This window comes from Hydrocarboniphaga effusa AP103 (genome assembly GCF_000271305.1).
Classification (GTDB): domain Bacteria; phylum Pseudomonadota; class Gammaproteobacteria; order Nevskiales; family Nevskiaceae; genus Hydrocarboniphaga; species Hydrocarboniphaga effusa.
In genome coordinates, this window is the sequence record NZ_AKGD01000001.1 from 2,012,474 (window position 1) to 2,032,471 (window position 19,998).

The window sequence follows — 19,998 nt, forward strand, 5'->3', positions numbered from 1 at the left end:
GATCGTCGATCGCACAAACGAAAAGACCGGCTTCGAGCCGGTCTTTTCGCAACACGCAACCGCCTTATTTCTGCATCAAGGCCTGGCTCACCGTGATGCCCTTGAGCAGGGTCAGCGCTTCGTAGAGCGAGTAGTCGTTCAGCGCGAGCTGGGCTTCGTCTTCCGCTACCTTCTTGGCCGCATCGACCGCAGCCTGATCGACGACCTTGGCCTTTTCGTTGACGAGGCTGCCCTTGAGATCGGCTTCCTTGATCGAATCGAACTGCGGCGCGTCGTCGTCCTTGGCCACCTTGAGCGGACGCACGACGACATCGGGGTCGATGCCTTCGGCCTGGATCGAGCGGCCCGACGGCGTGTAGTAGCGCGCGGTGGTGAGCTTGACCGCCGACTCGTCGGACAGGCGCATGATGGTCTGTACGCTGCCCTTGCCGAAGCTCTTGGTGCCGAGCAGGATCGCGCGCTTCTGGTCCTGCAGGGCGCCGGCGACGATTTCGGCCGCCGAGGCCGAGCCGCCGTTGATCAGCACCACCACCGGCTTGCCGTCGAGCAGATCGCCCGGACGCGCGTTGAACTCGCGGTTCTCGCCGGCTTCGCGCGAGCGCACCGAGACGATGCCGCCGCTGTTGAGCAGCGCATCGGACACGCGGATCGCCTCGTCGAGCGCGCCGCCCGGGTTGTTGCGCAGGTCGAGCACGATGCCCTTGATCGGGTTCTTCGCGTCGGCGGCGAGCAGCTTCTTGAGCTCGTTCTCGAAGGATTCGCCGGTCTTCTGGTTGAAGCTGCTGATGCGCACGTAGCCGAACTGCGGCTCCAGCGTCTTGCTGCGCACGCTGACGAGCTTGATGTTGTCGCGCTTGAGATCGAAGGTCATCGGGCCGGTCTGGCCTTCGCGCGCCACGGTCAACACCACCTTGGTGCCCGGCGTGCCCTTCATCTTGCTGACCGCGTCGGTCAGCGACAGGCCCTTCACCGGGGTATCGTCGATCTTGACGATGTAGTCGCCCGGTTTGATGCCGGCCTTGGCGGCGGGCGTGTCGTCGATCGGCGAGATCACGCGAACCAGGCCGTCCTGCATCTGAACCTCGATGCCGATGCCGCCGAATTCGCCCTTGATGCTGGTTTCGAAGCTCGAGAATTCCTCGCCGGCCAGATAGGCCGAATGCGGATCGAGGCCCGAGAGCATGCCGCGCAGGGCGTCATCGAGCAGTTTCTTGTCGTCGACCGGCTCGACGTAACCCTGTTTCACCATCTCCATGACGCGAACGAAGTTCTGCAAATCCTTGACCGGCAGGGCACCGGCTGCGGGGCTGGCGGTCTTCTCGGCGAGCACGCCGCTGGTGATGCTGGCGCAGGTACCGATCAGCACGCCGGCGGCGAGCGCCAGCGGAACACGAAGCCGGTTAGGCATGAAAACGCATACTCCAGATTTCGGGGCCCGGTCTTGGGGACGTCATTTTCGGGCGATCAATTGAAAAGCGAGCGTAAACGCTCGCCGAACGACGATAGCACATAGACCTGTTCGTTCCGGCGCGGTTCAAAGTGGTTTCAGCAATGTGAATAGACCAACCCGTGTTTCGTCCCACGCGCCGTGGCCGATTGTCTCCATAGCGACTGAACCGTCCAGCGTACTGACCCATACTGCTCCGTATCGTTACACCATCGCCCAATACTGTCGCCGTACGGAGCTGATCCCATGACCGAAGTCACGACCACCCCCAAATCCGCGAATCGCGCCACGCTGACCGCCGCCAACTGGGCCGAAGCGGCGCTCGACGCCATCGCCGAGAACGGTATCGAGGCCGTTGCGGTCGAACCGCTGGCGCGCCGGCTCGGCGTGACCAAAGGCAGCTTCTACTGGCATTTCACGCACCGCGAGGCCCTGCTGCACGCCGCCCTCGAGCTGTGGGAGCGCCATGAAACCGCCGATGCCATCGCACGCGCCGAAAGCGCGCCCGATGCGCGCGAGCGCATGCTCTCCCTGTTCCGCCAGCTGGCGAGCATGGACCGCCGCTCCGAGCGCGTGCTGCTCGCGCTGTCGGGCTCCGACAACGCCGCCGCGCGGGCCTGCGTGCAGCGCGTGACCGAGTGTTGGCGCGCCTACATCCAGGAAGGCTATCGCCTGCTCGGCTGCACCGAGGCCGAGGCCCGCTATTGGGCGACGCTCGCGCACTGCACGCACATCGGCACCGTGCGCATGCGCCGCGACAACCCGGACGCGCTGCCGACCGGCCCCGATTTCAACGACTACCTGCGCTTTCTGATCAAGACGCTGCTGCCGCGAGAGTTGCACGTCGACGGCCCGGGCTCGCTCAACGGCACGCATGCGCCGTCGGGCCAGGTTTCGGTCTGAGCGCAGGGAATCGACCCGGTTTTTTCCCTTCGTAAGGAGCATTCCATGTCCTTCGTTATCGCTGTCGTAGCTGTCATCGCCGTGGCCTGGGTTCTGGCCTTCGTCGGCGCTCCGCTGTGGTTGTGGACGGTGCTGTCTGCCTTGGCTTATGCGGCCGGGGTCGCGACCGGAAGTCTCGGTGCGATCGGCGCTGGCGTGCTCGGTGTTCCGCTCGCCGTGCTCGCGCTGCTCAACATCGTGCCGCTGCGCCGGGCGATCGTGACGCGACCGATCTTCGGCGCGTTCAAGAAAGTGCTTCCCGAGATGTCGTCCACCGAGCGCGAGGCGCTCGAGGCCGGCGATGTCTGGCTCGAGGCCGAAATGTTTCGCGGTCGGCCGGACTGGTCGCAGCTGCTGACCTTCAACTACACCAAGCTCACCGACGCCGAGCAGAGCTTCCTCGACAACGAGTGCGAAGAGCTCTGCAAGCTCGTCGATGACTGGAAGGTGGAGTTCGAAGACAAGGATCTGCCGCCGGCCGCCTGGGCCTACATCAAGGAGAAGGGCTTCTTCTCCATGCTGATCAAGAAGGAATACGGTGGCCTTGGTTTTTCGGCCGCCGCGCAGTCCGCCGTGGTGACCAAGCTCGCCACGCGCAACATCTCGCTCGCGGTGACGGTGATGGTTCCGAACTCGCTCGGCCCGGGCGAGCTGCTGATGCACTACGGCACCGACGAGCAGAAGAAGAAGTGGCTGCCGGGCCTGGTCTCGGGCGAGGAGATTCCGTGCTTCGGCCTGACCGGTCCCGAAGTCGGCTCCGACGCGACCGCGATGCCCGACTCGGGCGTGGTCTGCTATGGGGAGCACGAAGGCCAGCGCGTGCTCGGCATCAAGCTCAACTTCTCGAAGCGCTACATCACGCTGGCCCCGGTGGCGACCGTGGTCGGACTGGCGTTCAACCTCAAGGACCCGCAGGGCCTGCTCGGCAAGCTCTTGAATGGTGACGGGACCAAGAGCGATTACGGCATCACCTGCGCGCTGGTTCCGGCCAAGCACGAAGGCATCCAGATCGGTCGTCGCCACTTCCCGGGCGCGGCCTTCATGAACGGCCCGATCTTCGGCCGCGACGTCTTCATTCCGATCGACTGGGTCATCGGCGGCCCGGCGATGGCCGGCAAGGGCTGGCGCATGCTGGTCGAGTGCCTATCGGCCGGTCGCGGCATTTCGCTGCCGGCGCTGGCGACGGCCGGCGGTCAGGCCGCGTTCCGCATGACCGGCGCGTACAGCCGCGTGCGTCGCCAGTTCAAGATGGCGATCGGCAAGTTCGAAGGCGTGCAGGAAGCCACCGGCCGCATCGCCGGCAACGCCTACACGCTCGAGGCGATGCGCGTGCTGACCGCTTCGGCGGTCGATCACTGCGCGCCGTCGGTGGTGACCGCGATCGCCAAGTACCACATGACCGAGTTGCTGCGGAGATCGGTCACGGACGCGATGGACGTGCTGTCCGGCCGCGGTATCCAGCAGGGTCCGCGCAACCCGATCGCGACGGCCTACAAGGTGGTGCCGGTGGCGATCACGGTGGAAGGCGCGAACATTCTCACGCGCAACCTGATGATCTTCGGCCAGGGCGCGATCCGCTGCCACGAGTACGTGTTCCCGGAGATGGAAGCCGCGCGCGAGAACGATCTGGCGGCCTTCGACAAGCTGCTGTTCGGGCACGTGGGCTTCTCGATCAACCGCGGGGTGCGGGCCTTGACGCTGGGCCTGACGGGTTCGGCGCTCGCCAGGTCGCCGATGTCGGGTCCGATGGCGCCGTACTTCAAGCAGCTCGAACGCTTCTCGGCCGCGCTCGCGTTTTCGAGCGACGTGACCATGGGCGTGCTCGGCGGTGAGCTCAAGCGCAAGGAGCGCCTGTCGGCGCGCCTCGGCGACGTGCTCTCGCAGCTCTACATCGGCTGTGCGGTGATCAAGTTCTTCATCGAAAACGGCCAGAAGGCCGAGGAGCTCGATCACGCGCGCTGGGCGCTCGACAACTGCCTGTACGAAATAGCGAAGGCTTTCGAAGGCTTCTTCGACAACTTCCCGGCTCGCCCGATCGCCGCAGTGCTGCGACTGGCGGTATTCCCCCTCGGCAATCAATACAAGCCGGTGTCGGATCGCCTGAACCAGAAGCTGGCCGACGCCATGATGGAGCCGTCCGACTTGCGCGATCGCATGAGCCATCTGGTCTTCCGCAACGGCGGTGAGGGCGATGCAGTGGTCAAGCTCGAGCGTGCGTTCGAGCTGCTGCAGACCGCCGAAGCGCCGTATGCCAAGTTCTTCAAGGCGCTGTCGAAGGGCGAGTTTGCCGGTGGCGATACCGCTTCGCGGCTCCAGGAGGCGGTCGCTCGCGGCCTGCTGAACCCGCAGGAAGCCGCGCGGGTGGCCGAGTACGACGCCCTGCGCTATGAGGTGATCCTGACCGACGACTTCGCGCCCGAATACATCCAAGGCGACTTCAGCCAGGGTGATTCCGGCATCGGCGTCACCGAAGCCGAGCGCGCGAAGGTGCTCGAGTTCACCGGCGGTCGCAATCGCGTGGGCTGATCGGCCCGCGCGGTCCGTCATCCAAAAGGGCCGGAGTTTCCGGCCCTTTTCAATTCGGATCCTCATTCAGCTTCTAACACGCCCCGGCCCGTGCATGATCCCGTCCCGGGTTCTCGCCGATGGCCAAAGTCCGGTAGCCTAACGACCAACATGAACACTCGATCTCGCTGGCATTCGTGTCATCGCTGGCCTGCCCTGGCGGCCGGCTGCCTGAGTCTGCTGATGGCGATCCCGGCATCGGCGCTGTCGCCCGAGCTGCTGGTGTCAACGACCACGCAATACGAGGTCTATCGGGACAACAAGCAGCTCGGTGTCGGCAAGATCGAACTCAAGCCGGCCGGCACGCCGGATTGCTGGTCGTATAGCCAGGAAGCGTATCCGAGCGCCTGGCTGCGCTGGCTGTCGGGCGACATCCTCGAACAGAGCCACGTCTGCGTCGTCGATGGTCAGCTGCGTCCGGTGGCCTACCGCTACAACCGCAGCGGCGTCGGCGCGAGCAAGGAGAACTTCTCGCTGCGGTTCGACTGGCCGAAAAAGGAAGTGGTCTACCAGAACGGCGACGTCAAGCCGCTGACAGACGGGATCGTCGATCGGCTGAGCATGCAACTGGTGCTGCGCGACTGGCTGCTCAGCGAGCAGGCCGCCACCGGCAAGGAGCCGATCGGCACCAAGGAAGTGAAGTTTGCCGACCGCAAGAAGATCGACAGCTACGTGTTCCAGATCAAGGCGCACGAAGAGGTGAAGACACCCGCCGGCACCTTCAAGACCACGCGTCTGGATCGCATCGACAACGACAAGCGCCGCGCGCAGTTCTGGCTGTCGCCCGACAACGGCTACATCGTCGTCAAGGCCGAGCAGCAGAAGGAGGACGATCCTCCGCTCAAGCTGCTGCTCAAGAAAATGCCGACCACGAGCCCGACGAACTCCAAGTAGGTTCGGCTGCCGTGGGCGGCGCCCGATAAGGAGCGTCGGGATCGGATCCAAGTGCGGAGATGCGCAGGCGGCGCCGCAGCCTGCGTCGGGAACTCGAGGCCAGCATGGTGCACCACACACCCTTGATCGCCACCCTCTGCGCCGGCCTCGTGCTGGCGTTCATCCTCGGCTGGGTGGCGAGCCGCATCCGGCTGTCGCCGCTCGTGGGCTATCTGCTCGCGGGCATCATCATCGGCCCGTTCACGCCGGGCTACGTCGCCGACCAGGAACTGATTCCGCAGCTCGCCGAACTCGGCGTGATCCTGCTGATGTTCGGCGTCGGCCTGCATTTCTCGCTCGACGATCTACTGTCGGTCAAGCACATCGCCATTCCGGGTGCGCTCGCGCAGATCGCGGCCGCGACCGCGATGGGCGCGGTGATGGCCTGGCTGCTCGGCTGGGGCTGGGGCGCGGGCCTGGTGTTCGGACTGGCGCTATCGGTCGCGAGCACCGTGGTGCTGCTGCGCGCGCTCGAAGAGCGAAGGCTCGTCGAAACGCCGCGCGGCAAGATCGCGGTGGGCTGGCTGATCGTCGAGGACCTCGCGATGGTACTCGCGCTCGTGCTGCTGCCCGCGTTCGCGCATGGAACGCAGCAGGACGGCGGCAGCTTGCCGATCACCATCGCGATCACGCTCGGCAAGGTGGCGGCCTTCGTCGCCTTCATGCTGCTGGTCGGGCGGCGCGTGATTCCGGCGCTGCTCGAACGCGCGGCGCGCAGCGGATCGAAGGAATTGTTCACGCTGTCGGTGCTGTCGATCGCGCTCGGCGTAGCGTTCGGCTCGGCCATGCTGTTCGGCGTCTCGTTCGCGCTCGGCGCGTTCTTCGCCGGCATGGTGCTCAACGAATCCGAGCTTTCGCACGATGCGGCGCGCGATTCGCTGCCGCTGCGCGATGCCTTCGCGGTGCTGTTCTTCGTCTCCGTCGGCATGCTGTTCGACCCGAGCATCCTCGTGCGCGAGCCGCTGCAGGTGCTGGCCACCTGCTTGATCATCGTCGCCGGCAAATCGCTGGCCGCGTTCGCGATCGTGCGCCTGTTCGGTCATCCGGCGACGGTCGCCAACACCATCGCCGTGAGCCTCGCGCAGATCGGCGAGTTCTCGTTCATCCTCGCGGCGATGGGCCTCGATCTGCAGCTCATCGAAAAGCCCGCGCAGGACTTGATCCTCGCCGGCGCGATCCTGTCGATCCTGCTCAATCCGCTGCTGTTCGTGCTGCTCGACCGGCGTGAGCAGAAGCTTGCGGTCGACCGGCCCAGGCCGATGGCGCCGCTGACCTGGCACAACCACATGGTGCTGATCGGCTTCGGCCGTGTCGGCTCGCTGATCGCCGACGGCCTGAACGACAGTTCGCGCAACATCGTGGTGATCGAAACCCAGGACGTGCCGGCCGACAACGCGCGGGCGCGCGGCATTCCGGTGATCTACGGCAACGCGGTCGCGCCGGATCTGCTCAGCGCTGCGGGCATACAGCGCGCCGGCACCTTGCTGGTGGCCTCGCCGAACGTGCTCGAATCGGCGCGCATCATCAAGCTCGCACGCAAGCAGAAGCCCGACCTCTACATCATCGCGCGCGCGCATTCGGCGAGCGACGAGGCGTATCTGAAAAAGCGCGGCGCCAACGAAACCGTGATGGGCGAACGCGAGATCGCGCGTTGCATGGCCGCACTCGCGATGACCTCGCGAGTGCCGAGCCAAGCCGAAGACCTGACCTGAGTCGTTAGACCAGCTTCATCAACAGCTCGCCGACCTTGCGCGTGAAATTCGTATACGGCGGATAGAACAGCGAAGCGAGCTGATAGCGATTGCGCACGATCGCGCGCTCGTGCGTAAACGCCTTGAAGCCGTAGAGGCCGTGCGCGTTGCCGATGCCCGAGTTGTTGACGCCACCGAACGGCAGCCGACCGTGCACGAACTGCACGACCGAATGATTGATGCAGGTTCCGCCGGCGCTCGTGCGCTGCAGCACCGAGCGGATCGTCGGCTCGTCCTTGCTCCAGATGTACAGCGCGAGCGGCTTGGGCTGCGCGTTGATCTCGGCGATCACCGAGTCGAGTTTCGTATACCCCACGATCGGCAGCAGTGGCCCGAAGATCTCCTCGCTCATGATGCGGGCCTCGGGCGGAATGTTGGTCAGCAACGTGGGCGCGACGAAGCATTCGCTCTGCTCGACACTGCCGCCGCTCAGCACGAGCGCACCGCGCTGCGTGGCGTCTTCGAGCAAGCCGGCCACACGCTGCGTGTGGCGCTGGTTCACCACGCGGGCGAGATACGGCGAACTCATCTGCGCCTGCGCGGTTTCGCCGTACGAGCTCGCGAGCACTTCGCGGCAATGGCGGACGAATTCGTCCTTCACGCTCTCGTGCACGAACACGTGATCGGGCGCGATGCAGGTCTGCCCGTTGTTGGTGTACTTGCCCCACAGGATGTTGCGCGCGGCGGCCTTGAGATCGGCGCTCGCATCAACGATGGTCGGCGACTTGCCGCCGAGTTCGAGCGTCACGCTCGTCAGGTGCTTGGCCGCGGCGGCCATGACGACTTTGCCGATCGCCGGGCTGCCGGTGAAGAAGATGTGATCGAACGGCAGTTCGAGCAGCGCGGTGGCGACGCTCGCATCGCCATCGAAGATCGCGACTTCGTCCTCGGAGAACAGCTCGCGCACGAGCTTGACCATCACCGCAGTCAAATGCGGCGTCATTTCCGACGGCTTGAGGATCACCGTGTTGCCGGCCGCGATCGCGGAAACCAGCGGGCCGAACGTGAGGTTCACCGGGTAATTCCACGGCGACATGATCAGGCAGCGGCCCTTGGGTTCGTGCTGCACCCAGGCCTGGGTGCCGAACATCATCATCGTCGGCGCCACGCGCTGCGGCTTCATCCAGCGCTTCAAGTGACGCAGCGCATCGTTGGCTTCGGCAACCACGGGCAGGATTTCGGTCAGGTCGACTTCGGCCGCGGGCTTCCTGAAATCACGCATGCCGGCTTCGTAGAACGCCGGCCGTGCATCGAGCACGGCCTGCTTGAGCCGGCGGATCTTCGAGGCGCGTTCCTCGCGCGTGGAGCTGCGCAGCCTCAGCGCGGTCTCGCGCTGGCGTTCGAATACGCGCTGGATGGACCGTGCGGTTTCGCTGGCATTCGCATCGGCCTGCGAGCCGGGCAGATACGATACGTTGGCATTGCTGGTCATGGTGACTCCGCGTAATCGAACGATCGGTCAACAAGGAGCCATGAGTATAAATGCTCTATGCAGCCGGGTCTGCTGTTGCGTCGCATGATGCCGATAACCCTCGATGCCCCGCTGCAGGACACCGGCGTTGAACACGGCGGATTTCCGAAAACCCGAACGATCCGCGAAATCGGATGCCTGGCCCCGGTGGGTCGCCGCTGGATTGCTTGCGCTCGCGCTATCGACGGCTGCGAGCTGGACGCTGTTGCAGCAATACAGCTCGCGCGCACTGAGCCACGGACTCGATCGCAGCCTGGCCGATGCGGTCGACAGGGTGGTGGCGTCGGTGGAAGCGCGCGGGGCGCTCGCGGCGACGATCGCCGATCGTCCCGAGATGCACTTGCTGCTGCGCGAGCTCGCCGATCGGCCGGACGATCCCGCGCTGCGCGCTCGCCTGCGAAACGAACTGCGACGGTTCTCCGCCCACGGCTTCGGCGCGATCGAACTGCTGGCCGCCGACGGCCGACCGCTCGCGGCGATCGGCGAACTCGACCGGCAGCCGAGGCCGAGCTTGCCGGTGCTGAGCCCGTACGACATGGCGCTGCGCTGGACGCCGGAGTCGATCGTGCTGCGCTTTCGTCAGCGCATCGGCGACGAGCGCGGGCCGCTCGCCGAACTGGTCGCCGACCAGCCGCTGTCGCGCCTGCGTGCTGTCGCCGAGAACGAACCCTGGCTGCAGTTGTGCCGGCCGGTCGATGGCGATCTCGAATGTTTGCCCGACCGCGACGGCCATACGCTGCAGCGCATTCCGTCTTCGCAGCTGCCGGCGCAACTGCGCCGGCAGCTGGCTTCCGAGCGCGCGCTCCCGGAAGGCGATCCGGCTTTGGTGTCCGGCCATGTCGCGTACGAGCCGATCGCCGAACTCGGCCTGGTGGCGGCGCTCGATATCGATCGCGTGGCGCGCTATGCCCCGCTGCGCAACGCGTTTCAGGTCTCGGTGCTGGGACTGATCCTGATGATGGGCGGCGGCGGCTGGCTGTTGCGCCGCCAGCTCGAGCCGCTGTCGAGCCGGCTGCTCGCCGCGCAGGCCTACGCTACCGACAAAGCCGCGGAACTGCGCAGCTGCGAAGCCTTGCTGCGTGTCATCTACGAAGAGGCGCCGCACGGCATCGCCCTGCTCGATACGGACAGGCGCATCGTCATGGCCAATGCGCGGGCGGCGCAGCTGTTCGGCTATCCGTCGCTGGTCGGGATGCACGCGGAACAGTTGCGTCCCGTCGAAGAGCGTATGCAACGCGCACGCCTGCTCGATCGCGCTTTCGGCCTTCACGAGCCTGATCAGCGTCCGGCCACGTATTCGGTCAACGGACTGTGCCGAGACGGCCGTGTGATCCCGCTCGATGTGGTGCCCAGCCCGATCGAACTCGATGGCCGGCGCATGATCATGATGATGGTCAGCGACGTCACCGAGCGCCGCAGAGCGGAGCTGTCGCTGCGCGAATCCGAGCAGCGTTTCCGCAACACCATGGAGCACGCGCCGATCGGCATGGCGCTGATCGCGCTGAGCGGTCACTGGCTCGAGGTGAATGCGGCGGTCTGTTCGATGACCGGCTATAGCGCGCAGGAGCTGCGCCGGCTGCGTTTCCAGGACATCACGCATCGCGACGATCTGGTCGCCGATCTCGATCAGCTGTCGCAGCTCGTCGAAGGCCGCATCAGCAGTTACCAGCTGGAGAAGCGCTACATCCATCGCCAAGGCCACGTGATCTGGGCCCTGCTCGCGGTGTCGCTGGTGCGCGATGCAGACGGAAAGCCGCTGCATTTCATCGAGCAGATCAAGGATGCCGACGAGCGCTTGCGCTTGCGCTCGGCGCTGGCGATGCAATCGGCCATCGTCGATTCGGCGCATGCCTCGATCATCGGCGTCGACGCCAACGGGCTTATCGTCAGTTTCAACAAGGCGGCGCAGCGGCTGCTCGGCTATCGCGAGGAAGAGGTGGTCGGCCGCATGCGCGCGGAGGCTTTGCACGACGAGCAGGAGATGATGGCGCACGCCGCCAGTCTCACCGAGCGCTTCGGTCGTCGCGTCGACTCAGGTTTCGACGCGCTGACGGCTTATCTGCGTGTGCACGACGCCGATCATCGCGAATGGCTTTACGTGCGCAAGGACGGCGCGCGGGTGCCGGTGCTGCTGTCGTCGACGGCCCTGTACGACGACAACGGACGCATCACCGGCTTTCTCGGCATCGCCAGCGACATCAGCCAGCAGAAGCGCAACGAGAGCGAACTCAAGGCCGCGCTCGAAGAAAAGGAGACCCTGCTGCGCGAGGTCTATCACCGCGTGAAGAACAACCTGCAGGTGGTCGGCAGCCTGTTCAGTCTGCAATTGCGCTCGCTGCCACCGGGCCCGGCGCACGCGGCGCTCGCCGATGCGGCCGACCGCGTGCGCACGATGGCGCTGCTGCACGAAAAGCTCTATCGCTCACCGACGCTGTCGGCGATCGACCTCGACGATTACTTCGGCGATCTGCTGCATCGCATCGCGGTGTCGAGCGGCGCGGCGGAGCGCGGCATCGACGTGCAGAGCCATTGCGTGCGCCTGCAGATCGGGCTCGACACTGCGGTTCCGCTGGGGCTGATCGCCAACGAGCTGGTCGGCAACGCGCTCAAGCATGCGTTTCCCAACGCTCGCAGCGGCCGTGTCCGGCTGCGGGTGGAGATCGATGGCGACAGCATCGTGTTGACCGTCGATGACGACGGCGTCGGTCTTCCGGCGGACGGGCGGCACCTCTCGTCGGCTTCGCTGGGGCTGGTGCTCGTGCGATCCCTATCGTCCCAACTGGATGCGGACTTCACGCTCGAATCGGGCGCTGGAACGCGGGCCAGGCTACGGCTATCGCGATCACGGGGATCGATCGCGCCCGAAACGGACTTCGGAGCTTCGCACCGAAAAAAGGGCCCGGCTTCGGGTGCAGGAGAGCAGTAGATGGCAGCAGTCTTGATCGTCGAAGACGAAGCGATCGTCGCGCTCGACTTGTCGAACCAGATCCAGGATCTGGGCCACAAGGTGGTCGGCATCGCCGACAACGCCGATGCGGCCGTGCGCCTGGCCACGCAGCACCGCCCCGACGTGGTACTCATGGACGTGGTGATCAAGGGCGACCGCGATGGCATCGAAGCCGCCAGGCCGATCCAGAACGAGCTCGGCATTCCGGTCATTTTCCTCACCGCGTTCAGCGATACGCAGACGGTCGACCGGGCCACGCAGGTCGGGCCCTTCGGCTATCTCAACAAGCCATTCCAGATTCGCGAGCTGCGCGCCGCGATCCAGCTCGCGGTCTACAAAGGCCAGATGGAAGCGGGTCTGCGCGAATCCGAGCAGTGGTTCGCCTCGGCGCTGCGCTGCGTCGGTGACGGCGTGGTGGCGAGCGACGAGGACGGCAGCGTGCGCTTCATGAATCCGGCCGCCGAACGCATCACCGGCTGGACGCTCGCCGAGGCGGTCGGCAAGCCGGTGAGCCAGATCCTGTGTTTCGCGAGCTTCGACATGGAGCCTTCGCGGCCGGGCAACGAGCCGGCCTCGCGCGAGTTCGGCAGCGTCATGGTGACGCGCAGCGGGCGCACCATCCGCACCGACGAATCGTCGGCGCCGATCCACGATCGCTGGGGCCGCGAGCTCGGCCGGGTCACCGCGTTCCGCGACGTTTCCGAGCGCATCCGCACCGAGCAATCCCTGCGCGAATCCGAGCAGCGCTTCCGCAGCGCCTTCGATCACGCGCCGACCGGGATGGCGCTGGTGGCGCTCGACGGCAAGCTCGAGCAGGTCAACAAGGCTTTTTGCGAACTGCTCGGCTACGACGCGCGCAAGCTGCTGTCGACGACGCAGGAGCGGCTGTCGCATCCCGAGGATCGATCGCTGGAGCGCCAGCACCTGCATCGGCTGTTCGGCTCGGGCCTGTCGTCGATCCAGTTCGAAAAACGCTATCGGCGCGCCGACGGCAGCACCATCTGGGGCCTGGTCTCGGTGTCGCTGCTGCGCCAGTGGGAACGGCCTTGGCGCTATCTGTATCAGGTCAGCGATCTGACCGAACGCCGCCGCGTCGAAGCCGAACTCGCGCGGCTCGCGCATCAGGACAGCCTCACCGGGCTGGCGAATCGCGCGGGCCTGAGCCAGGAAGCAGAGCGCTTGATCACGCTTGCCGGCCGCAGCCGGGCGCCGCAGCAGATCGGCGTGATCTACATGGATCTCGATCGCTTCAAGCAAGTGAACGACACGCTCGGCCACGAAGTCGGCGATCGATTGCTGCAGGTGGTCGCCGATCGCTTGCGCACCTCGGTGCGCGAGGGTGACTGCGTCGCCCGCCTGGGCGGCGATGAATTCGTGCTGCTGCTGCCTGAGGTGCACGGCGAGGCCGATGTCGCGGCCATCGCCGAGAAGCTGCGCCAGCAGGTGCAGCAGCCGATCGCGTTCGAGGACAACGCGCTGCTGGTCACCACCAGCATGGGCGTGAGCCTGTTCCCGCGCGACGGTGGCGATCTGACCACGCTGCTGCGCTGCGCGGACAGCGCGCTCTACGAAGCCAAGGCCGAAGGCCGCGACAGCGTGCAGATGTTCCACCACGACATGCTCGCGCGCCTGCAGGAGCGCTTCGCGGTCGAGCGCGGTCTTCGCGGCGCGGCCGAGCGCGGCGAGCTGAGCCTGCACTACCAGGCGGTGATGTCGATCGGCGGCGAGCAGCCGGTGGCGGCCGAGGCGCTGCTACGCTGGCAGCATCCGGAGCGCGGACTGCTGAGTCCGGCGGCATTCTTCGATATCGCCGAAGACAGCGGCCTGAGCCTGGGCATCGGCAGCTGGGTGGTTCGCCGCGCCTGCCAGGATGCCATGGCCTGGCCCGAGATCGGCGGACGGGCGCTCGCGGTCTGCGTGAACCTGTCCTCGCGCCAGTTCCGGTCGTCGCAACTCGTCGGCGAAGTGGCCAGTGCCTTGCGCGAAAGCGGCTTGCCGCCGCATCGGCTCTGGCTCGAGATCGGCGAGAAGCAGCTGCAGGTCAGCTCCGGACAGAGCCTTGCGGTGCTCACTGCCCTCAAGTCGCTCGGCGTGCAGATCGTCATCGACGACTTCGGCACCGGCTATTCCTCGCTCGCGTATCTCAAGCGCTTCGCCCCGATGACGCTGAAGATCGATCGCAGCGTGGTCAGCGGCATCGTCGACGATCCGGACGACGCGGCGATCGTGCGCGCGGTCATCGGCATCGCGCGCAGCCTCAAGGTCGGGGTGGTCGCCAAGGGCGTCGAGACCGCGGCCCAGCGCGATCTGCTCGAAAGCGAAGGCTGTGCCGGAGGCCAGGGCTGGCTCTATGCGCCGACGCGCTCGGCCGCCGATTTCAGCGAGTGGCTGCGCCTGCACTGATCGCGCGGCCCCGCCTGTGGGTGCCCGTAGGCGGGTCTGCCGATCGGTAGTGTGCTTTGAACGGCCATTGTCGGCCTCGCCTACGGGTGCTATGTAGCTGCGCCCGGCTCCCGCTGCCGGAGCTATAACGACAATGGAGAAGCGCATGGCGAGGCAGATGAATCCGCTGGACGCGTCGTGGCTGTTCGTGGATTCGGCGCGCACGCCGATGCAGGTGGGCGTGCTCGCCATCTTCTCGCTGCCCGACGACGCCGGGTCCGATTTCATCAAGAACCTGTTCGCGCACCTGCGCAAGCCATCGGGCTTCGCGGCGCCGTTCAACCTGAAGCTGCGCGGCTCGCGCCTGTTGCCGGGTGCGCACCGCCTGATCCCGGCCTGGATCGAGGAAACCCGCATCGATCTCGATTACCACCTGCGCCATTCGGCCTTGCCGCAGCCCGGTGGTGAACGCGAACTCGGCGTGCTGATCTCGCGCCTGCATTCGTATCCGCTCGATTTTTCCAAGCCGCTGTGGGAATGCCACATCATCGAAGGGCTCGAGAACGATCGTTTCGCGCTGTACATGAAGATGCACCACTCGCTCGTCGATGGCGTCGGCGGCATGCGCATGCTGAGCCGCCTGCTGTCGGCCGACCCGAACGTGGTCGATCTGCCGCCGCCATGGGCTTCGGGCTCGGGTGAAAAAAGTCATGCGGGCAAGTCCGCTGGCGCGAACTGGCAGCAGCTGATCGAACAGGCCAGGCGTCAGGCGCAATTCGTGCCGAGCCTGGCGAAGGCGATCGGCGAGACCTGGAAGGAATCGCTGCAGCATCGCCACCCGGAACTCGGCTCGCCGTTCCGCGCGCCGCTGTCGCTGCTCAACGGCAAGATCGGAGCGCAGCGCCGCTTCGCCACGCAGCACTACGATCTCGCGCGTATCCGCGCGCTCGCCAAGCGTGCCAAGGGCACCGTCAACGACGTATTCCTGTGCCTGTGCGCAGGCGCGCTGCGGCGTTATCTCGAAGAGCTCGGCGTGCTGCCCGACGAGCCGCTGACTGCGGGCCTGCCAGTGTCGGTGCGGGCGAACGACGACGTCGGCAGCGGCAATGCGATCAGCTTCATCATTGCCAACCTGCACACGCACATCGCCGATCCGCTCGAGCGCCTTGCCGCCATTCGCAAGAGCACGCAGCTGGCCAAGCAGCGTTTCCAGAACCTGCCGCGCGAGGCCATCAACAGCTACACCTCGTTGTTCATGGCGCCATTCATGCTGCAGCTGCTCAGCGGGCTCGGCGGAATCACGCGGCCGATGTTCAACCTCACCATCTCCAACGTCCCGGGCCCGGATTCGATCCGCTATTTCAACGGCGCGAAGATGGAGCAGATGTATCCGGTTTCGCTGCTCGCGCACGGACAGGCGCTCAACATCACCGTGTTCAGTTACGCCGGGCAATTCAACGTCGGCTACACCGGTTGCCGCGACACCCTGCCGCACGTGCAGCGCCTGTCGGTCTATACGGGCGAGGCGCTCGAAGAGCTCGAAACCCTGCTCGGCGCTGCGGGCAGCTAAATTTTTGAAACGCTACGCTGAACTGTGATTCAACTCACAGTTCGGTCTTCGGCTCCCATTGTCCGTCAGCCCTCGTAAAGGCAATTTCTTCTCCGGGGATTGTTCCGGGGGGAACGTCACATGGCGCTGCCGCTGCTGGACGGTCGCGAGCACGACGATGGCAATCGGGGTTTGCCGTCGTGAGCGATCGAAAGCCGAAATCGCCATTGATCGGGGGTCGTACCGCTGCGTTGTTGCTGGCCTTGGCCCCGCTCGCAACCGGGGTTTATCAGGAAGGCCAGCAGCAGCGCCAGCGTTACGCCGAGCGCGAGCTGGCGCGTAAAGAGGCCGAGGACCGGCGGCTCGCGAGCGAAGCCGACGTCGACACCAAGACCGCCGACGCCTTGCAGCAGGTGCTGCTGCTGAACGGCGATCGCTTCTGCTCCCGCATCGATCTCGCCGCCTCGCTGCTCAAGACGCAAACGGTCTCCAAGCGCACGCGCACCGTGCTGATCGCCGCCCTGCAGCTGGCCGATCCGGCGAGCAAGCAGCCGATGGTCTGCGAGTGCATACGCGAAGGTTCCGAGCAGTGGCTGGACGATTTCATCGCCAAGTTGCCGGACGACAGGCGCGACAGCCTCAGCGAGCTCAACAAGCTCGCGCGCGGAGCCGAGAGCCGCTGCGATGTCGAGGCCGGCGCGGCGTCCGGGCCGGCTGTCGACACCCTCGAGCAGCGGATCGCCAGCCTGACGAGCGAACGCGACGCGCTGCGGCAGCAGCTGATGCTGCATCCGTCGCCCGCGACTTCGCCATCGCCGGTACTCGCCCCACCGCCGCCGTCACCACCACCACCACCACCACCACCACCACCACCACCACCACCACCACCACCACCACCACCACCACCGCCGCCGTCACCGCCACCCGCTTGCGTGATCGCAAGCCCGGGTGATCGTCCACGCATCCGCGTCTTCATCCAGGTTCCGAACGCTAGTGCGCTGGCCGCCGCCACGCCGTTGCGCGAGGCGCTCAACGCGCAGGGCCAGTTCAAATCTCCGCAGATCGAAACCGTCGGCGAAAGCCGCTCGCCGGCGCAGTTGCAGGTTCGCTACACCTACCCGGCCGACGAGTCGGCGGCGCAGCTCGTCATCGATGCCTTGAAGGATCAGCCCGGCTGCGGCGGCAACGGGCTGGAGATCAAGCGTGTCTACATGAGCCGCTTCCAGGGCACGACCGACAAGGGCGTGATCGAAGTCTGGTGGCCGAGGTCCGCCATCGCCGACCATCAGGAGCCACCGGCATGATTCTTCAGCTGCTCAATGTGCTGATCGGCCTCACGCTGGTCTACGTGATCTTCAGCAGCATCGCCTCGGCGTTGTTCGATGCGGTCGAGATCATCGTCAAGCGGCGCGGCAAGCTGCTCGCTAGGGGCATCACCGAAATCCTGCGGCGCTTGTCCGATAACGTGGACGCCGACGTCGAGCGCTTCTACGAACACGAGCTCATCAACAGCCTGTTCGATGGAAACTTCGGGAAAAACAGCCGCAAGCTGCCTTCGTACATCCCGCCGCTGCGCTTCGCACGCGCCGTGCTCATGCTCGCGGAGACCACGCTGGCGCAGGACGCGTCGGCGACGGGCCCGTTTGTGCGGCTCAGGGCCTATGCCGAGCGCCTGGTCGGACAGCGCGCGCTCGCGCCCGGCGAGACGCTCGTCGCCGCGATGGAAGCCGAGTTGGTCGATCACTTCAACACCTCGATGGATCGCGTCTCGGGCTGGTTCGCGCGCTATGCGCGTGGCGTGTTGCTCGTCATCGGCCTGGTGCTCGCGTTCGCGGCCAACGTGGACACGCTGCAGATCGTGCGCAGCCTGTCGATGGACCCGCTGCTCGCCGAGCGCATCGCCGACAGCGCGGCGACGTATGTGGACCGGCGCACCGACAGCGTGGACGTCGCCGATGACGGCGCGCTCGACCAGCAGATCGCCATCATCAACAAGAACCGCGAGATCGCCGAATCGCTCGGCTTGCCGCTGGGCTGGCTCGAAGGCGAGTTCGCCCGCAACTTCGGTGGCGGTGCGAAAGCCGACGACGTCATCAAGAAAGTCATCGGCCTGCTGCTAACCGGCTTCGCACTGTCGTTCGGGGCGACGTTCTGGTTCGACCTGCTCAGCAAGCTCGTCGACCTGCGCGCGAGCCTCAAGCCCAAGGACGAAGACCTCAAGGTCGAGAAGGACAGCGCGAAGGAGGCTGCATGATCACGCAAGCGCAGTTATCGAAAATCCTGCCGAACAATCGTGAAACCGCCGAGTGGACGCCGGTGCTCAATCAGACGATGGAGGAGTTCGACATCGTCCGGAATCTGGATCGCATCGCCGCGTTCGTCGCGCAGATTGCGCACGAATCCGCCGAGCTCACGCGCGTTCGTGAGAGCCTCAAATACACGAAGGCCGAGACCATCTGCAGAACCTGGCCGAAGCGCTTCCCGACGCCGGCCGATGCCGAGCCCTACGTGTCGACCACGGGCGTGGCCAATGGCCGCGATCGCGCGCTGGCCAATCGCGTCTACAACGGCAAGCTCGGCAATGTGCCAGGCAGCGACGACGGCTGGACGTTCCGGGGCCGCGGGCTGATCCAGATCACGGGCCGTTCCAATTACCGCGAAGTCGGCGAAGCGCTGGGCTTGCCGGGCCTGGAACAGCAGCCGGAGCTGCTCGAGCAAAAGACCCAGGCTGCGCGATCGGCCGGTTACTTCTGGAAGTCGCGCGGGCTCAATGCGCTGGCCGACGATTTCAGCGACGACAACGACGACGCCGATTTCGAAAAGATCACCATTGCGATCAATGGTGCAACCAAAGGGCTCGCCGAGCGGCGCGCGTACTGGATAAAGGCCCGTCAAACCCTGGGCCTGAGCGTCATCAGAAGCTGATCGCGTCCTTGATCGGGCCGTATAGCGCCGGCACCGTGGCGAGCACGCTCGTCGTCGCCAGGCCCACGGGCTCGCCGCGCAGGTCGGTGAACACCGCGCCGGCCTCGCGCAGGATCACGGTCAGCGCGGCGATGTCGAGAATGTTCACGTCGGACTCGACGACGGCGTCGATGCGTCCGCTCGCGAGCAGGTGGTAGTGCAGAAAATCGCCGTAGCCGCGAATGCGGTGCAGGCGCGGGATCAGCGCGCCGAGGCGCGACCAGGCTTCGGGCTGGCGCGCCAGGCTCGCGAGATTGCCGGTCGACAGCGTGGTTTTTTCGATCGCGCTCGTCGACGAGACGGCGAGGCGCTGGCCGTCGAGCCAGGCGCCCTGGCCTTTTTCGGCGTGCAGGGTTTCGCCGCGACCGTCGTTCCAGCACGGGGCGCTCGACACGCCGAGGATCAGCTCGCCCTTGTGCATCAGCGCGATCTGCACCGAGAACATCGGATAGCCGCGCACGAAGCTCTTGGTGCCGTCGATCGGATCGACCAGCCAGAGATAGTCCGAATCGTTGTTGCTGCGCCCGGTCTCTTCGCCGAAGAAGCCGTGATCGGGAAAGCGCGACTGCAGCACGCCCTTGATGGTCTTCTCGGCGGCGACGTCGACTTCGGTGACCGGGCTCGCGTCGGCCTTGTACTCGACCGAGAAATTGCCGCGGTAGGCGCGGCGTATCAGATCGCTGGCGGCATCGGCGGCGGCGAGTGCGGCGTCGAGAAACGGACTGGTGGTCATGGCGGCAGGCGGACGGTGCGATCGGGAAACGGGCGCGAATCATAACGCGCGTGGCAAAGCCGCCCGCCCACGGCGAGCGCTTCTGCCAGCAGACAGCCGGCGGCCGCAGTCCGTAGAATCCGCGCCGCAGGTGCCCGCGGGCCAGTCGGCTCAAGGGTTAAACGGGAAGTTCGTGCACAAGCGAACGCTGCCCCCGCAACGGTAATTGGGAAGCCTCGGCGACACGCCACTGGATGCAGCGCATCCGGGAAGGTGCCGAAGGCCATGCCCATGAGCCCGGAGACCGGCCTGCGATATGTCAGCCGACCGGCTGG

13 protein-coding genes and 1 riboswitch are annotated in these 19,998 nt (G+C 65.8%); of the genes, 10 read left to right on the forward strand and 3 right to left on the reverse strand.

The window, feature by feature from the left end; genetic code table 11:
* Positions 1-64: 64 nt before the first annotated feature.
* Positions 65-1,408 carry a S41 family peptidase gene (locus WQQ_RS08825; RefSeq protein ID WP_007184805.1) on the reverse strand — a complete coding sequence of 448 codons (1,344 nt, stop codon included), beginning with the start codon at positions 1,406-1,408 and terminating at the stop codon, positions 65-67.
* 285 nt (positions 1,409-1,693) lie between these two features.
* On the opposite strand from WQQ_RS08825, the gene WQQ_RS08830 reads away from it, so the two are divergent.
* From WQQ_RS08830 to ybaL, 4 genes are all read left to right on the forward strand, one after another.
* Positions 1,694-2,350 (forward strand): TetR/AcrR family transcriptional regulator, encoded by a 657-nt coding sequence (locus WQQ_RS08830; RefSeq protein ID WP_007184806.1) that lies wholly within the window; start codon positions 1,694-1,696, stop codon positions 2,348-2,350.
* Positions 2,351-2,395: 45 nt separating this feature from the next.
* Positions 2,396-4,915: an acyl-CoA dehydrogenase gene (locus tag WQQ_RS08835; protein WP_007184807.1), complete on the forward strand. Its 2,520-nt coding sequence runs from the start codon at positions 2,396-2,398 to the stop codon at positions 4,913-4,915.
* Positions 4,916-5,065: 150 nt separating this feature from the next.
* The gene (locus tag WQQ_RS08840; protein ID WP_083844471.1) at positions 5,066-5,848 is read left to right on the forward strand and encodes a DUF3108 domain-containing protein; all 783 of its coding nucleotides are present in this window, start codon (positions 5,066-5,068) and stop codon (positions 5,846-5,848) included.
* A 104-nt stretch (positions 5,849-5,952) separates the two neighbouring features.
* Positions 5,953-7,599, forward strand: coding sequence for a YbaL family putative K(+) efflux transporter (ybaL, locus tag WQQ_RS08845; protein WP_007184809.1), 1,647 nt, complete (start codon positions 5,953-5,955; stop codon positions 7,597-7,599).
* Positions 7,600-7,603: 4 nt separating this feature from the next.
* Here the strand turns inward: ybaL and WQQ_RS08850 are convergent, their stop codons facing one another.
* Positions 7,604-9,070 carry an aldehyde dehydrogenase family protein gene (locus WQQ_RS08850; RefSeq protein WP_007184810.1) on the reverse strand — a complete coding sequence of 489 codons (1,467 nt, stop codon included), beginning with the start codon at positions 9,068-9,070 and terminating at the stop codon, positions 7,604-7,606.
* 127 nt (positions 9,071-9,197) lie between these two features.
* Here WQQ_RS08850 and WQQ_RS22940 point away from each other — a divergent pair, with 127 nt between their 5' ends.
* From WQQ_RS22940 to WQQ_RS08880, 6 genes are all read left to right on the forward strand, one after another.
* Positions 9,198-12,035 (forward strand): PAS domain S-box protein, encoded by a 2,838-nt coding sequence (locus WQQ_RS22940; protein WP_007184811.1) that lies wholly within the window; start codon positions 9,198-9,200, stop codon positions 12,033-12,035.
* The gene (locus WQQ_RS08860) at positions 12,036-14,459 is read left to right on the forward strand and encodes a two-component system response regulator (RefSeq protein WP_007184812.1); all 2,424 of its coding nucleotides are present in this window, start codon (positions 12,036-12,038) and stop codon (positions 14,457-14,459) included. It begins immediately after the preceding gene.
* Between the two features lie 145 nt (positions 14,460-14,604).
* Positions 14,605-16,008 (forward strand): WS/DGAT/MGAT family O-acyltransferase, encoded by a 1,404-nt coding sequence (locus WQQ_RS08865; protein WP_040453809.1) that lies wholly within the window; start codon positions 14,605-14,607, stop codon positions 16,006-16,008.
* Between the two features lie 179 nt (positions 16,009-16,187).
* Positions 16,188-17,291 (forward strand): hypothetical protein, encoded by a 1,104-nt coding sequence (locus tag WQQ_RS24625; protein WP_192812952.1) that lies wholly within the window; start codon positions 16,188-16,190, stop codon positions 17,289-17,291.
* A complete protein-coding gene (locus tag WQQ_RS08875; RefSeq protein WP_007184815.1) occupies positions 17,288-18,241 on the forward strand; it encodes a hypothetical protein in 954 nt (317 codons plus the stop codon). The genes WQQ_RS24625 and WQQ_RS08875 overlap by 4 nt, the downstream gene beginning before the upstream one ends.
* The gene (locus WQQ_RS08880) at positions 18,238-18,912 is read left to right on the forward strand and encodes a glycoside hydrolase family 19 protein (RefSeq protein WP_007184816.1); all 675 of its coding nucleotides are present in this window, start codon (positions 18,238-18,240) and stop codon (positions 18,910-18,912) included. The genes WQQ_RS08875 and WQQ_RS08880 overlap by 4 nt, the downstream gene beginning before the upstream one ends.
* On the opposite strand, the gene WQQ_RS08885 is transcribed toward WQQ_RS08880, so the two are convergent.
* On the reverse strand, positions 18,902-19,684 hold the full coding sequence (locus WQQ_RS08885) for an inositol monophosphatase family protein (protein WP_007184817.1): 783 nt from the start codon (positions 19,682-19,684) through the stop codon (positions 18,902-18,904). The genes WQQ_RS08880 and WQQ_RS08885 overlap by 11 nt on opposite strands.
* Before the next feature lie 111 nt (positions 19,685-19,795).
* Positions 19,796-19,990: riboswitch (cobalamin riboswitch) on the forward strand.
* The last annotated feature ends 8 nt before the right edge of the window (positions 19,991-19,998 follow it).